This is a genomic window from Brachybacterium sp. p3-SID957, assembly GCF_025144775.1.
GTDB classification, from domain to species: domain Bacteria; phylum Actinomycetota; class Actinomycetes; order Actinomycetales; family Dermabacteraceae; genus Brachybacterium; species Brachybacterium epidermidis.
The window spans coordinates 1-13,852 of the sequence record NZ_JALXKT010000078.1; the positions used below are offsets into that span (position 1 = coordinate 1).

The window sequence follows — 13,852 nt, forward strand, 5'->3', positions numbered from 1 at the left end:
GGGTAGCCCACAGCTCCGCCCCTCGACGCGTACCCACCACCGTCCGCACCGCACCCGGTGACGGACCCACCCCGCCCCGCATCGGAGGAGCCCCATGGCAACGTTCGTCGACCGCGTGAGACTGCACGTCGTCGCCGGATCGGGGGGCCACGGCGCCGCCTCGATCCGTCGCGAGAAGTTCAAGCCTCTGGCCGGGCCCGACGGTGCCAACGGCGGCCGCGGCGGGGACGTGATCCTCGAGGTGGACGCCTCCACCACCACCCTGCTGCCGTACCACCACAAGCCCCACCAGAAGGCCGCCTCCGGTGACTTCGGCAAGGGCGACCTGCGCCACGGGGCCCGCGGCGAGGACCTGGTGCTGCCGGTCCCGGACGGCACCGTGGTGGCCACCGAGGACGGCACCGTGCTGGCCGACATGACCGGCATCGGCACCCGCTACGTGGCGGCCCGCGGGGGCTCCGGCGGGCTGGGCAACGCTGCGCTGGCCTCCCGGCACCGCAAGGCACCCGGCTTCGCCCTGCTGGGCGAACCCGGCCAGGAGCGCACCCTGATCCTGGAGCTGAAGTCGGTGGCGGACGTGGCCCTGGTGGGCTACCCGAGCGCCGGCAAGAGCTCCCTGATCGCGGCGATGAGCGCAGCCCGCCCCAAGATCGCCGACTACCCCTTCACCACCCTGGTGCCCAATCTGGGCGTGGTCGAGGCAGGCCAGTACCGCTACACCATCGCCGACGTGCCCGGCCTGATCCCCGGCGCCAGCCAGGGCAAGGGGCTGGGACTGGACTTCCTGCGCCACATCGAGCGCTGCCACGTGATCGTGCACGTGCTCGATGCCGCCGCCCTCGAATCCGATCGGGACCCCCTCAGCGACCTGGAGACCATCGAGTCCGAGCTGGCCCAGTACGCCGCAGGCCTCGATGAGCCCGGGGAGGGCCGGATCCCCCTGATGGAACGGCCCACCGTGGTGGTGCTCAACAAGACCGACGTGCCCGACGGCGCCGACATGGCCGACATGGTCCGCGCCGGCCTCGCCGAGCGCGAGGTGCCCGTGCTGGACGTCTCCGCCGTGTCCCACAAGGGCCTGCGCGAGCTGAGCTTCCTGCTCGGTGAGCTGGTGGAGAAGGCCCGTGCCGCCCTGCCCGAGCCCTCGGCCGCCCCCATCGTGATCACCCCCGAGCCGGTGGACGAGGCCGGCTTCCGCGTGGTCACCGAGCAGTTCGAGGGTGCGACCGCCTGGCGCGTGGTGGGCGACAAGCCCGAGCGCTGGGTGCGCCAGACCGACTTCGCCAACGACGAGGCCGTGGGCTACCTGGCGGACCGCCTGGCCCGCCTGGGCGTGGAGCAGGAGCTGTACGCCGCCGGCGCGGTGGCCGGCTCCACCGTGCTGATCGGCCCGGGGGACGACGCCGTGGTGTTCGACTGGGAGCCCACCATGATGGGCGGCGCCGAGCTGCTGGGCGCCCGTGGCACCGACAAGCGCCTGGAGGACCATCACCGGCCCACCCGCGAGGAGAAGCGCGCCGAGCAGCGCGCCCGCACCGACGCCCGCATGGGACGACTCGCAGCGATGGAGGAGGAGCGCCGGGCCGGGCACTGGGCCGATCCCTCCGTGGACGAGGACGGCACCGCATCATGATCGGCAGCACCCGGTGAGCGCCGACCTCGCCCGCGCACCGCGGCAGCCCGCGCGTCTGACCGACCGCGCCCAGCTGGCAGGCGCCGGTCGCATCGTGGTGAAGATCGGCTCCTCCAGCCTCACCGATGGGAGCGGCCGGCTCGACGATGCGCGGGTGCAGGAGATCGCCGCCACGGCGGCCGGGCTGCTGGAGCGCGGCACCGAGGTGGTGATCGTCTCCTCCGGTGCGATTGCGGCGGCCCTGGCCCCGCTGGGACTGCCGCACCGGCCCCGGGAGGTGGCCCTGCAGCAGGCCGCCGCGAGCGTCGGCCAGGCCCTGCTGGCCCGCTCCTGGTCCGAGGCCTTCGCCCGGCACGAGCGCATCACCGGTCAGGTGCTGCTGACCGAGTCCGACGTGATCGGCAGGCAGACCTACCGCAACGTGCGCACCGCCCTGGAGGCACTGCTGGACCTGGCCACCGTGCCGGTGGTCAACGAGAACGACACCACCGCCACCCATGAGATCCGCTTCGGCGACAACGACCGCCTGGCAGCCCTGGTGGCGCAGCTGCTGGGCGCGGACGCCCTGGTGCTGCTCACGGACGTGGACGCCCTGTACACCGCGCCGCCGCGGGAGCCGGGCGCCCAGCGGATCTCCGTGGTGGAGGACGTGGCGCGCCTGGCCGGGGTGAGCATCGGCTCGGTGGGCTCCAAGGTGGGCACCGGCGGGATGGTCACCAAGCTCTCCGCGGCTCAGCACGCCTCCACCACCGGCACCGCCACCGTGATGACCTCGGCGGCGCAGTTCGCCGGCGCCGTCGCGGGGGAGGACGTGGGCACGTTCTTCCCCGCCCACCACGGGCGCCGCCGCTCACGCCTGGTGTGGCTGCGCTTCGCCACCCGCGGTGCGGGCACCCTGCACGTGGACGAAGGTGCCGCCCAGGCGCTGCGCAGCCGCCGCCGCTCCCTGCTGGCGGTGGGCGTGGCACGGATCGAGGGCACCTTCCCCGCCGGGGTCCCGGTGGACATCGCCGCACCGGACGGGCAGCTGATCGCGCGCGGCCTGGTGGGCTTCAGCAGCGAGGAGCTGCGGGTGATGAGCGGCCACGGCTCGGCCGAGCTGCGGGAGTCGCTGGGGGAGCGCTTCCGCCGCCCGGCCGTGCACCGCGACCAGATGGTGCTGCTGTGAGTCTCAGGAGCCGGTGAGGACCGTCTGGATCGAGACGGGGGTGGCAGGGTCCCCTGTGACCCCTGTGTACGCGGTGGTTCGCCGCTGCTCAGCGCCGCGGCAGTGGGGGCAACGGCGGCAGCGGATCCTCCGGGCCCGGATAGCTGGGCTGAGCACCGTGGCCGGTGACCGAGTGAGCGGCCACTCGCGAGGCGTGGCGGGCGGCCTCGCGCAGGCCCGAGCCCTGGGCGAGGCGAGCCGCGAGGGCACCGATGAAGGCATCCCCGGCGCCGGTGGTGTCCACGGCATCGACCGGGGCGGCGGGGATCGCCATGATCCCTTCCGCGTCGGCGACCAGGCAGCCGGAGCCGCCGAGCGTGAGCACTACCGAGCGGATCCCTGCCCGGGAGAGGGCACTGATCAGCTCCGCGTGATGCCCCCTTCCGGGCCGGGACGTTCCCGCGGGAATGCTCCCAGGCCCAGATGCCAGCTGCTGCGCCACCGCCAGCGCCTCGTGCTCGTTGACCACCAGAGGGTCGGCCCGGCACAACAGCTCCGGGTCGAGGGTGAGCACCGGTGCTGGGTTCAGCACCACCCGACCAGCGGCCATCCGGATCGCCGCCTCGATGCCGCTGCGCGGGATCTCACCCTGCAGCACCACCACCGAGGCCGAGGAGATGAGATCTGCGTGCTGCTCGACGGCGACCCGGTCCATGCTCGCGTTGGCGCCGGGCACCACCACGATCGAGTTCTCCCCGGCGGAGTCCACGGTGATCACGGCCAGTCCCGTCGGTCCTGGACGGCGGGCCACCGATCCCAGCTCCACGCCTGACTGCTCGAGCAGCGACAGGGCCACAACGGCCGCCTGATCCTCACCCACCGCTCCGACCATCGACACGCGTGCGCCGGTGAGGGCGGCTGCGAGGGCCTGGTTGGCGCCCTTCCCGCCCGGGGACATCTCGCCGCCGTTGCCCGGAAGCGTCTCCCCGGGGCGCGGATGGCGATCCACCCGCACCGTCAGGTCGGCGTTGATCGACCCGACCACGACCACGGGGATCGTTTGTGCGCTTCTCATGCTCGCATTGTGCCGGACTTGACCCGCCACGTGTCCCGCAGTCCTCCCGTCGCCGCCCCTGGACACCCCTGCCGGTGCTCCCCGGCGCGGCCTACCCTTGCTCCATGAACGCGAGCCCCACGACGAGCAGCGCCTCCAGCACTCACGGGATCCCCGGGCCCCCCGGCACCGAGAGTGAGGACGCCCTGAGCCCCGTCGAGCGGGCCGTGCGCGAGGCCGCCCGTGCGGCGAAGGACGCCCAGCCGGCCCTGGCCCGCCTGCACCGCGACCGCAAGGACGCCGTGCTGCTGGCCATGGCCGACGCCCTGGTGGAGCACAGCGGGCAGATCGTCGATGCCAACGCCCGTGACCTCGAGGCGGCCGATGCGAGCGGGATGGCGGCGGGCCTGCGCGACCGGCTCGCCCTGACCCCGCAGCGCGTGGAGGCGATCGCGCAGCAGCTGCGCGATGCCGCCGCCCTCCCGGACCCCGTGGGGGAGGTGATGCAGGGCTCGGTCCTGCGCAACGGCCTCGAACTGCGGCAGGTCCGGGTGCCGCTGGGCGTGATCGGCATGGTGTACGAGGCCCGCCCCAACGTCACCGTCGACGCCGCCGGGCTGGCCCTGAAGTCCGGCAACGCCGTGGTGCTGCGCGGCGGTTCCGCGGCCCTGCACTCCAACACGGCCCTGATCTCGGTGCTGCGCTCGGTGCTCGCCCAGCACGAGCTGCCCGAGGACCTGATCGTGGGGACCGACCAGCACGGCCGCGAGGGCGTCGATGCCCTGCTGCGGGCCCGCGGCCTGGTGGACGTGCTGATCCCGCGCGGGGGAGCGGGGCTGATCCAGCACGTGGTGACCCACTCCGTGGTGCCCGTGATCGAGACCGGCACCGGCAACACCCACGTGTTCCTCGACGCCAGCGCCGACCTGGCGCAGGCCGTGGACATCATCACCAACGCCAAGACTCAGCGGATCGGGGTGTGCAACGCCCTGGAGACCCTGCTGGTGCACAGCGACATCGCCGAGCGCGCCCTTCCCCTGGTGGCGGCGCCCCTGGCCGAGGCCGGCGTGACCCTGCACGTGGACGAGCAGGCCCGTGCCGCACTGGCTGTCGGCGGGGGAGGGACCGCGGGCGCCGACATCGACGTGGTCGATGCCACCGAGGAGGACTGGGACACCGAGTACCTGTCCCTGGACCTCGCGATCCGCGTGGTGGAGGACCTGGACGCGGCGCTGGCGCACATCCGCGCCCACTCCACCGGCCACACCGAGTCGATCCTCACCCGTGACCTGGTCAGCCAGCAGCGCTTCCTGTCGGAGGTGGACTCCGCCGTGGTGATGGCCAATGCCTCCACCCGCTTCTCCGATGGCGGCGAGTTCGGCTTCGGCGCCGAGATCGGCATCTCCACCCAGAAGCTCCACGCCCGCGGTCCGATGGGCCTTCCGGAGCTGACGTGCGGCAAGTGGCTGGTGGTGGGTCAGGGGCACGTTCGTGCCTGATCGCACGGCGGGTCCGCGCCCGGTGCGCGGGGCGGGCTGTGGGATGATGGGCCGGTCACCCCGTCGAAAGGCCACCTGAACAATGACCGACCAGCTCATGATCCTCGCCGAGTCCGGAGCCGGCGCCGAGGGCATCCCCGCCTACCTGGTGGGTCTCGGCATGCTCGTCATCCTGCTGGGCCTGCTGGCCATCACGTACCTCGCCGGCGGCGGCAACCGTTCCCCGCGTAAGGGGAATCCCGCTGAGACCCGCACCACCGGTCACCACGACACCGGCGCGAGCGACCACTGACCTCGATGGAGCAGCGTCGGCGCCGTCTCGGCGTGATGGGCGGGACCTTCGATCCGATCCATCATGGCCACCTCGTGGCCGCCAGCGAGGTCCAGAGCGTGTTCGGCCTGGACGAGGTGATCTTCGTCCCCACCGGCAGGCCCTGGCAGAAGTCCGATCGGGAGATCTCGAATCCCGAGCACCGCTACCTGATGACGGTGGTGGCCACTGCCGCCAACCCCGTGTTCACCGTGTCCCGCGTGGACGTGGACCGGCCCGGCGCCACCTACACCATCGACACCCTGCGAGACCTGCGGGACCTGCACCCGGACGCAGACCTCTTCTTCATCACCGGTGCCGACGCCCTACAGTCCATCCTCACCTGGAAGGACACCCAGGAGATCTTCGAGCTGGCGCACTTCGTGGGCGTCACCCGGCCCGGCCACGAGCTGGATACTGCCGGTCTCCCGGCCGACGGCGTGACCCTGATCGAGGTGCCCGCCATGGCGATCAGCTCCACCGACTGCCGCGCCCGCGTCTTCGCCGGCCAGCCCGTGTGGTACCTGGTGCCGGACGGCGTGGTGCAGTACATCAACAAGTACGCCCTGTACACAGGAGGTGACGGCGTTGACTGAGTCCGACGCCCCCACCCGGCACGGTCGTCGGGCCCGCCGACTGACGCCGGAGGAGGAAGCCGCCCAGCAGGCGCGCGCCACCTCCGCCATCGGCGACGGCTCCGCGGCTCCCGCCGCCCGCGGCGCGGTGGCCCCGCCCGGTGCCGATGCGCCCCTCCCGCGCCTGCGCAAGTTCGGTCGGCGCGCTCGCATCATCGAGCTCGCCGATCCCGTCGATGCCGAGGTCGTCGCGGCACCCGCCGATGGGCCGAACACGGACCCGAGCACGCATCCCGCCCCGGAGGCGCGACGTGATGACGACGCCGTCCGGGATGCTGGGCACGACGATCCCGCGGTCCCGTCGGCCGCCTCGGCCCCGCAGCAGGCGGACCCGGCAGCAGGCACAGCGACGGCCGCTTCGACCGTGCCCGTGGACCGCGACAGCGACGGCGTGGAGCTGGGGGAAATGTCGGTGAGCGAAGCTCCCGATCCGCGCCCCGCACCCCGCTTCGAGGGCAAGGTGCTGCAGCGCGCCGACGACTCCGGCGGGCGATCCCTGCTGTGGGTGGTGTGGGTGCTGATAGGCCTGGCCGTGCTGGCCCTCATCATCCTGCTGGCCACCGGGGTGCTGGGCCCCGGCGACACCGGCGCACTCGGCGCCCTTGCAGCTCTGCCTGATCCGCACGTGCTCGATCCCGCATCCACCCCGTACCCGACACCCCTGGAGGTCACGTCCGCGTGAGTGCCCCCGACGAATCCCTCGACCTCGCCCGCGTGGCCGGCCGGGCCGCCGCCGACAAGCTCGCCAACGAAGTGATCGGCCTGGACGTCTCCGAGCAGGTCGTCATCACCGACGTGTTCCTGGTGTGCTCCGGCGACTCCGAACGTCAGGTGTCCGCCATCGTCGACGGCGTGGAGGAGGCACTGCTGAAGGAGCGCCGCCGCAAGCCCCTGCGCCGCGAGGGCGAGCGCGATGCCCGCTGGGTGCTGCTGGACTACGGGGACATCGTGGTGCACGTGCAGCACGCCGAGGACCGCGCCTTCTACGCGCTGGAGCGGCTGTGGCGCGACGCCCCCGTGATCGACCTGCAGCTGGACCAGGCGGCCACGGTCGAGAGCACCTCGGATTCCCAGTGAGCTCGATCACCGCCGGCATGAACGGCCACGTGCGCACACGGCTGATCCTGGCCCGCCACGGGCAGACGGACTACAACCGTGAGGCCCGCCTCCAGGGCCAGGTCGACATCCCCCTGAACGCCGTCGGCCGCAAGCAGGCCCGGGCCCTGGCCGCCGCCATGGTCGAGCAGGAGCCGGACGTCATCGTCTCCTCCCCGCTCGCGCGCGCCCACGACACGGCCCTCGAGGTGGGGAAGGCCTGCGGCATCGACGTGGTCGTCGACGAGGCCTTCCTGGAACGCGGCTTCGGGCCGTGGGAAGGACTGCGCGGCGAGGAGATCCGCAGCCGCTGGCCCCAGGAGCACGCCCTGTGGCGCGAGCACCGCTCCGTGCCCGGCCTGGGCATCGAGGACCGACCGGACGTGGCCCGCCGCGTGGCCGACCGCTGCCACCAGCTGATGGCCGAGAACACCGGCATGACCGTGCTGGTGGTGGGCCACGGCGCCGCCACCACCCTGGGCATCACCGAGCTGCTGGGCCTGGACACCGACACCTTCCGCGGCATCGGCGGCCTGCAGAACTGCCACCGATCCGTGCTCGAGCCGCTCTACTCCGACCCCACCGGGGAGCGCATGAGGCTGGTGTCACACAACATCGCCCCCGATTTCATCTGAGGCCGCCGAGGATGTAAGCTCGCTGAGTCGCCACGCCGACGGGACGGCCCGCAGGGGCTCGACGAGGCAGGTGACTCCCACACGGGGCTATGGCGCAGTTGGTAGCGCGCTTCCATGGCATGGAAGAGGTCAGGGGTTCGAATCCCCTTAGCTCCACCAGAAGGTCGTTGTTCAAACCAACGACATCACCGGTTTGAGTTCCAGACTCTGCCTTGCGTCTTCGGTGGCGGAGGGTGAGGGCCTGGACGCCCGGGGTGAGGAACACGTTGAACGTGCGCCGGTCTCGCTGTGGATGGTGTCGCCGTCGGTGACAATGAGCTTGTCGAAGAAGGCTTGGTCGGCGATCCGGCGTAGCGAGTCCTCGTTGCTCATGCAGATGGCGTGCATGTCGCTGGCGAGGGCGAGGCAGTCGTCCAGGGGGACTGCCGCACGGATAAGTGACATCTTGACCTGCCCTACGGTTTGGTTTCCACTCTTGGTCGCTAGCTTCCGGTGGTGGTGAGTGCCCGCGGGGTGCGGGCGAGGTCCTAGTCGTGGGGTGTCGCGTACTCGAGGGAGGAGTGCCGTCGACGACGGTTGTAGAACACCTCGATGTACTCGAAGATCGCGTTCGCGAGCTCGATGCGCGTCTTCCACTTCTTCCGGTTCAGCAGCTCGATCTGCATCGTCGACCAGAACGACCCCATCATCGCATTGTCGAGGCCATCGCCGACGGTCCCGAACGACGGCAGCAGTCCCGCTGAACGGATCTTCTGAGTGAAGACCCAGGAGGTGAACTGGACTCCATGATCCGCATGAACGATCCCTCCGGGCCCTGGCTGACGTGCACGGATTGCCATGTCCAGAGCGTTCACGACCAGGGTGGAGTCCTGTTTGGATTCGATAGCCCAGCCGATGATCTTGCGGCTGCAAGCATCCAGCACGGCGGCGCAGTAGATCTTGCCCTCCCGGGTGGGATGCTCGGTGATGCCCGTGACCCACAGCTCGTTCAGTTCGAGACGGTGGAACTTGCGGTTGACCAGGTCGTCCGCTGTTGCGACCCCCTTGAGTCGCTTGATTCTGGCTGGGCCTGGAAGGCCACCGATTCCGGCGCGAGTCATGAGGACGGAGATGAGCCGGCTGGAACACGGAATGTTCATTCCGAAGGTGAGCTCGGCGTGGATGCGGCGGTAGCCGTAGGTGCCGCGGGAAGCGACGTGGATCTCCCGGATCAGGCCGGTCAGCCAGCGGCGGCGCAGCTCAGTGGAACTGGTCGGGCGCTTTCGGTACCGGTAGTAGCCCTGACGGGAGACGCCCAGTAGGCGGCAGCAGGTGCTGGTGGGTGCCCCGGCATCGACGAGTCGGTCGATCACCGGGTGCGCCCATTTGGGGCGACTCCTCCCTCCTCGTCGAGCCACGTCGCGGCCCGGCGAAGGATCGCGATCTCCTGCTCGAGCTGCCGAACACGGCCGCGCGCCGCGCGGAGCTCGGCAGATTCCTGACTGCTTCGTCCCGGCCGGCGGCCGTGGTCGATATCGTCCTGTCGCAACCAGTTGTGGAGGGTGACCTCGTGGATGCCCAGGTCCAGTGCGGTCTGCTTGACCTGGCGGCCCTCGCGGACCAGAGCGATGGCACGGGCACGGAACTCGGGAGGGTACGGGCGGGGCATGCGAAGAGCCTTCCATGAAGACCATCGACTAGCGACGTCAACTGGAAACCGAGCCATAGGTCAGGTCAAACTGGAAACCGAGCCATAGGCCAGGTCAAGGTGTCCTCCATCCGTACAGCGAATTCAGGCCACCGAAGCAGCGTGGAGCTTCCGGCGCCTTGTCCTCAGTGGTGCGGCCAGTGGGGTCATGCGCTGAGGATGCAGAACTCGTTTCCCTCGGGGTCGGCCATGACGGCCCAGCCGAGGTCCCCGCGCCGGTCGTCGACGAGGGTTGCTCCGAGGTCCAGTGCGCGTGCGACCTGTTCGTCTCGCGTGGAGTCCTCGGGGGCGAGGTCCATGTGTGCGCGGTTCTTGACGGTCTTGGCGTCGGGCACGCGGTAGAAGAGGACTGTGTACCCGTGCGGGCTGGTCAGGTAGCACTCGTCTGATCCGGGCTTGTAGGTGTCGGCCTCCGTGATGCTCCACTCCAGCAGTTGACGCCAGAACTCCGCGATGGCGTACGGGTCGAGGGCATCCCAGGTGGTATGCGACAGGCGCAGTGACATGACGTTCTCCTTGTTCGTTGCGGTGCTGTGGTCAGGTCGAGGGGAGTGTGGGGGTTCGGATGGATCGGGTGAGCATGGGCGTGACGGACAGGCACATCAGGAGAGCGCCGATAATCGCGGCTGGACGGGCACCGAAGGCTTCCCCCAGGACGCAGCTGATTGAGCTTCCCCTGTGGCGAACCGACGCCAGCGCCCGGGCCAAGAAGGCTGCATGATCGACATCGCCGTCGCTGCGCTGGTTCGGGCTGAAGCGTTCTGCCGTTTCATCGCCCTGTCGATCGTGAGTGCTTGCCGGACTATTCGGATTCGCTTGGGGGCATGTCAGCCATCGCTGCGAGGCTCACGGGCTTGACGTTTCCGCCAACGCATCTGCTTGTTTCGATTCCCGCAGATGTCCATGGAGCACCAATGGCCGCTTCTGGAGCGTGAGTGGTCATAGAAGGCCCATTGGCAGGTGTCGTCGCCGCAAGCCTTCATCCGAGACCATGAGCCATCGGTGAGCGCCTGGGCCACCGTCCGGACGAGGAGTCCCGCCACATAGCTGGCACCATCCCCAGCTGGCTGGAGGTCGAGGCCCTTCGAGGTGGCGACAGGGCAGGCCTCACTCCATGCGAGCGCGGCATTCAAGGCATCCAGCATGGGGGTGGGCGGTGCGGCACGGTCGTGATTCGCCAGCATGCCCACCCTCAGCGCCTCACGCAATCCCTGAAGACGCTCCCGATCGTCACGAGCGCTTCCGGTGGGGAGCTCTTGCGACTGGCACCACGCGTCCCAATCGCTGGATTCGAGCAACTCATCGGTGCCCTTTTCCAAGTCACGGGTGTTGACGAACTTTCGGACCAGTTCAAGGTGCCCCGGAGCAAAGGGGGCTTGTGACGAGACCATGCTCCAGCATAACCGTCCAGCTCAGTTTGGCGGTTGCCCTCTCGGCGCTCGTCTCATAACCTTCGTTGCTATGACGAAAGTTACAGCATGGAGCAGCCGCGACTTCAGGCGCATCTGGGGGGCCACGACCGCTTCGGCCTTGGGGAACGAGGTGGGAGAGCTAGCCCTCCCGGTGCTCGCGCTGGTGTGGCTGGACTTCGGCGGAAGAACTGTCGTGGGTCCGTGTCGCCACGTTCTTGCCCTATCTGGCCTTGACACTGTGGATCGGGGTGCTCGTGGATCGTCATCCACGCAGGCCCCTGCTCATCGGAGCCGAGGCGGTGAGTGCCTGTGTCCTCTTGACGATGGCCGGACTCGCGCTGGTGGGGAGCCTGACCATTCCCATGCTGATCGCCGCAGCGGCCGTGTTGGGCTCGATGGCGGTGCTTCACATGCTGGCCGACTTCTCATTTGTGCCACTGGTCGTCTCCCGGGAGCAGCTCGCTGACGCCAATGCCCGCATCACGGCCACTCAGTCTGCAATCGGGATCGGCGGATCCGGGGTCGGCGGGGCCCTAGTCCAATGGCTGTCGGCGCCCTTCGCCGTAGCCCTGAACGGGATCGGGCGGTTCGTGGCAGTGGCTCTCATCTGCCGGGTTCGCACGCCAGAACCGACTCCGGAACCGTCGACTGACTCCACCCTGCGCCAGGCCAGTGAAGGACTGGCCGCTTTGGCTCGACACCGTGTCGTGCGATCTCTCGCAGCGGAGGCCACCGCGTGGAATCTCGGCAACGAGGTCCTCATGCTCGCCCTGACCGTCGCAGTGGTTCAGGGGCACCCCAGTGGGCCTCTGGCGCTGGGTGTGATCCTCATGGCAGGCGGCATCGGCGCCTTCCTGGGGGCCAGTCTGAGTTCTCAGCTGACGGCCACGTTCGGCTACGGACGTTCCTTGATCGCAGCCATGACCCTGGGAAACACGGCTCCACTCCTGGGCGTCCTTCTCGCGTCGGACACCTCGACGCGTTCACTGGTCGTCCTGGGCGTCGCCTTGCTCGCCTCGGGCGTCGGTGTTGGGGTCGCGAACTCCCAAGCCGTCACGGTTCGTCAGCTCACAGTCCCAGAACCTCTCCGAGGCCGGGTTAATGCCGCATACCGGATGCTATCCTGGGGGGCTTTGGCCATCGGAGCCCTTCTTGCGGGTTCACTGGTGACCACATGGTCCTGGTGGCCGGCAGCGATTGTCGGTGCAACGTTGATGGCAGCCTCCACCCTTCCCGTCGCCCTGTCGCCCGTACGAGGTATGCGAGACCTGGCCGACCCTTCTTGATGCACTGGCCCGACACACTTCAGCACAGGTGACCCGCAACGGACGTGAGCGGTAGACCCCGCCATTGTCCAACGGGACTTGCTCTGGAAAGGCCGGTAGCCCGTCGCCGGATCCGCAGTCGCTGGGGTCAACAGCCCTCGAGCCCCTAGTGAAACAGCATCCGGTCGGAGACGCCGGTGCGGTTCAGTACGTGATGACAACGGCGCTCAGAATGTTGATCCCCACACCATCCCATCACCCAGTGTCGAGGTGAATCTCATGCAGTGGCTCTTCGATTAACGTCCCCGGTCAGTACACGTAGCCCAGCCCCCATTCCCCCGGGTGGGGATATGGGGGTCACCCCGCGCGGGCGCCCGAGACTGCCACGGAAACTCCTCGTCTACGAGGACGTCACCCGCTGAGCACGTCGAACACGATGAAGATCGCAAGTCCTAGGTACGTGAGCGCGGCGACATAGTTGAGGACTGCCTGTGCCCCGCGGTTGCGCATCAGGGCGTTGCGGAAGGTTCCCGCGAAGACCCCGATGCCTCCGTAAAGGAGAACCTCGGTCATGACGTTGACTGCGCCGAGAAACGCCAGTTGGGCGGGGATGCTGGTGGCCGTTCCGGTGAACTGGGGGAGGACAGCCATGAAGAAGAGGATGATCTTCGGATTCGTCAGGCTAACGGTGAGGCCGCGCAGGTACCAGCGCTCGGAGACCCCCGCATCTTGGAGTTGCGTGCCTCGATCACGGCCGCGCCGGAGACTGCTCCATGCGAGGGTCAGTAGGTACACCGCGCCGAGCAGCATGAGGGCCGACAACAGCCAGGGGGCTCGCGCGGTGACGAGGCCGAGGCCGAGTGTGACTGCGGCCGCGTAGAAAGCCATTCCGGTCCCGATGCCGAGGATCCCCTTGACGGCCGCGGTCCGACCGCCCTGCAGGCCGATCGCGATCATGAACATCATGTCGGGACCTGGGGGGATCAGAAACGCCAGGATCATGGCGATGAACGCGGGCAGGACGGTGGTGTCAATCATGTGCGGCCTTCGGGATCGAAGCGGGGATGCGGTCGCGGCTCACTACATCTTCGCCCCCGGAGACATGGAGCCGGCACACCCGCGTTGGGTACACCCAAACAAGACACCCGTCATGGTAGCGAACTGAAGCGCCCTGGGTTTCGTTCCGAGTCTCAGCAAGGAGAATCGGAGTATGCCCAAGAAGTTCAGTCCAGAGCTGCGTGACCGCGCCGTGCGCATGGTTCACGACCGTCAAGCCCTCGAGGGAGGTCCCAGAGCGCAGTCGATCCGTGCCGTCGCACCACAGCTCGGTGTCGGGGAGGAGACCCTGCGGATCTGGTGCAACCGCTACGGCCCCACCGAGCCGACCGGCCCGGGCGAGCCGCTCGAGGAGGAGAACCGGCGTCTTCGACGGGAACTCGCCGAGGCACGGCGCGCGAATGAGATCCTGAAGGCCGCCTCA

At 69.2% G+C, this 13,852-nt stretch carries 16 protein-coding genes and 1 tRNA gene; 11 read left to right on the forward strand and 6 right to left on the reverse strand.

The genetic code is table 11. The annotated features are described in order from the left end of the window. The first annotated feature begins 94 nt into the window (after window positions 1-94). Window positions 95-1,633: a GTPase ObgE gene (obgE, locus tag M3B01_RS13245; RefSeq protein WP_259792778.1), complete on the forward strand. Its 1,539-nt coding sequence runs from the start codon at window positions 95-97 to the stop codon at window positions 1,631-1,633. 13 nt (window positions 1,634-1,646) lie between these two features. Next, entirely contained in the window at window positions 1,647-2,801 is a 1,155-nt protein-coding gene (proB, locus tag M3B01_RS13250) for a glutamate 5-kinase (protein WP_259792781.1), read from the forward strand. 88 nt (window positions 2,802-2,889) lie between these two features. Here the strand turns inward: proB and M3B01_RS13255 are convergent, their stop codons facing one another. After that, entirely contained in the window at window positions 2,890-3,855 is a 966-nt protein-coding gene (locus M3B01_RS13255; RefSeq protein ID WP_259792783.1) for a ribokinase, read from the reverse strand. A 104-nt stretch (window positions 3,856-3,959) separates the two neighbouring features. On the opposite strand from M3B01_RS13255, the gene M3B01_RS13260 reads away from it, so the two are divergent. The 7 genes from M3B01_RS13260 (at window position 3,960) to M3B01_RS13290 (ending at window position 8,167) form a co-directional block, all read left to right on the forward strand. Further along, a complete protein-coding gene (locus M3B01_RS13260) occupies window positions 3,960-5,333 on the forward strand; it encodes a glutamate-5-semialdehyde dehydrogenase (protein WP_259792786.1) in 1,374 nt (457 codons plus the stop codon). A gap of 82 nt (window positions 5,334-5,415) precedes the next feature. Further along, window positions 5,416-5,625 (forward strand): hypothetical protein, encoded by a 210-nt coding sequence (locus M3B01_RS13265; protein WP_259792789.1) that lies wholly within the window; start codon window positions 5,416-5,418, stop codon window positions 5,623-5,625. Between the two features lie 5 nt (window positions 5,626-5,630). Next, a complete protein-coding gene (nadD, locus tag M3B01_RS13270; protein WP_193866829.1) occupies window positions 5,631-6,239 on the forward strand; it encodes a nicotinate-nucleotide adenylyltransferase in 609 nt (202 codons plus the stop codon). Continuing rightward, window positions 6,232-6,960, forward strand: a complete 729-nt coding sequence (locus M3B01_RS13275) for a hypothetical protein (RefSeq protein ID WP_259792795.1) — start codon at window positions 6,232-6,234, stop codon at window positions 6,958-6,960. The genes nadD and M3B01_RS13275 overlap by 8 nt, the downstream gene beginning before the upstream one ends. Further along, complete coding sequence (gene rsfS, locus M3B01_RS13280) at window positions 6,957-7,355, forward strand: ribosome silencing factor (protein ID WP_259792798.1); 399 nt, start codon at window positions 6,957-6,959, stop codon at window positions 7,353-7,355. Before M3B01_RS13275 ends, rsfS begins: the two co-directional genes overlap by 4 nt. Beyond that, window positions 7,352-8,008 carry a histidine phosphatase family protein gene (locus M3B01_RS13285; protein WP_259792800.1) on the forward strand — a complete coding sequence of 219 codons (657 nt, stop codon included), beginning with the start codon at window positions 7,352-7,354 and terminating at the stop codon, window positions 8,006-8,008. Before rsfS ends, M3B01_RS13285 begins: the two co-directional genes overlap by 4 nt. A gap of 83 nt (window positions 8,009-8,091) precedes the next feature. Further along, window positions 8,092-8,167 (forward strand) — tRNA-Ala (locus tag M3B01_RS13290). A 12-nt stretch (window positions 8,168-8,179) separates the two neighbouring features. On the opposite strand, the gene M3B01_RS13295 is transcribed toward M3B01_RS13290, so the two are convergent. From M3B01_RS13295 to M3B01_RS13310, 4 genes are all read right to left on the reverse strand, one after another. Next, window positions 8,180-8,452, reverse strand: coding sequence for a hypothetical protein (locus M3B01_RS13295; RefSeq protein ID WP_259792803.1), 273 nt, complete (start codon window positions 8,450-8,452; stop codon window positions 8,180-8,182). Window positions 8,453-8,535: 83 nt separating this feature from the next. Beyond that, a protein-coding gene (locus M3B01_RS13300) for an IS3 family transposase (RefSeq protein ID WP_259792805.1) occupies window positions 8,536-9,656 on the reverse strand; the annotation gives its coding sequence in 2 pieces (ribosomal slippage) (window positions 8,536-9,371 and window positions 9,371-9,656; 1,122 coding nt in all). A gap of 185 nt (window positions 9,657-9,841) precedes the next feature. Further along, window positions 9,842-10,201 carry a VOC family protein gene (locus tag M3B01_RS13305; RefSeq protein ID WP_259792807.1) on the reverse strand — a complete coding sequence of 120 codons (360 nt, stop codon included), beginning with the start codon at window positions 10,199-10,201 and terminating at the stop codon, window positions 9,842-9,844. Between the two features lie 321 nt (window positions 10,202-10,522). Beyond that, window positions 10,523-11,086, reverse strand: a complete 564-nt coding sequence (locus M3B01_RS13310) for a CGNR zinc finger domain-containing protein (RefSeq protein WP_193865837.1) — start codon at window positions 11,084-11,086, stop codon at window positions 10,523-10,525. Window positions 11,087-11,295: 209 nt separating this feature from the next. Here M3B01_RS13310 and M3B01_RS13315 point away from each other — a divergent pair, with 209 nt between their 5' ends. Next, window positions 11,296-12,393: an MFS transporter gene (locus M3B01_RS13315; protein ID WP_259792816.1), complete on the forward strand. Its 1,098-nt coding sequence runs from the start codon at window positions 11,296-11,298 to the stop codon at window positions 12,391-12,393. 390 nt (window positions 12,394-12,783) lie between these two features. Here M3B01_RS13315 and M3B01_RS13320 read toward each other — a convergent pair whose 3' ends face one another. Continuing rightward, a complete protein-coding gene (locus tag M3B01_RS13320) occupies window positions 12,784-13,410 on the reverse strand; it encodes a LysE family translocator (protein WP_259792810.1) in 627 nt (208 codons plus the stop codon). 172 nt (window positions 13,411-13,582) lie between these two features. On the opposite strand from M3B01_RS13320, the gene M3B01_RS13325 reads away from it, so the two are divergent. Beyond that, on the forward strand, window positions 13,583-13,852 hold a 270-nt coding region (locus tag M3B01_RS13325), incomplete at its 3' end, for a transposase (RefSeq protein ID WP_259792813.1).

Coding starts and splice junctions, on each gene's coding strand:
- M3B01_RS13265 (WP_259792789.1), top strand. CDS start 5,416: ATGACCGACCAGCTCATGATCCTCGCCGAGTCCGGAGCCGGCGCCGAG.
- nadD (WP_193866829.1), top strand. CDS start 5,631: ATGGAGCAGCGTCGGCGCCGTCTCGGCGTGATGGGCGGGACCTTCGAT.
- M3B01_RS13320 (WP_259792810.1), bottom strand. CDS start 13,410: ATGATTGACACCACCGTCCTGCCCGCGTTCATCGCCATGATCCTGGCG.
- M3B01_RS13295 (WP_259792803.1), bottom strand. CDS start 8,452: ATGTCACTTATCCGTGCGGCAGTCCCCCTGGACGACTGCCTCGCCCTC.
- M3B01_RS13255 (WP_259792783.1), bottom strand. CDS start 3,855: ATGAGAAGCGCACAAACGATCCCCGTGGTCGTGGTCGGGTCGATCAAC.
- obgE (WP_259792778.1), top strand. CDS start 95: ATGGCAACGTTCGTCGACCGCGTGAGACTGCACGTCGTCGCCGGATCG.
- M3B01_RS13310 (WP_193865837.1), bottom strand. CDS start 11,086: ATGGTCTCGTCACAAGCCCCCTTTGCTCCGGGGCACCTTGAACTGGTC.
- M3B01_RS13305 (WP_259792807.1), bottom strand. CDS start 10,201: ATGTCACTGCGCCTGTCGCATACCACCTGGGATGCCCTCGACCCGTAC.
- M3B01_RS13260 (WP_259792786.1), top strand. CDS start 3,960: ATGAACGCGAGCCCCACGACGAGCAGCGCCTCCAGCACTCACGGGATC.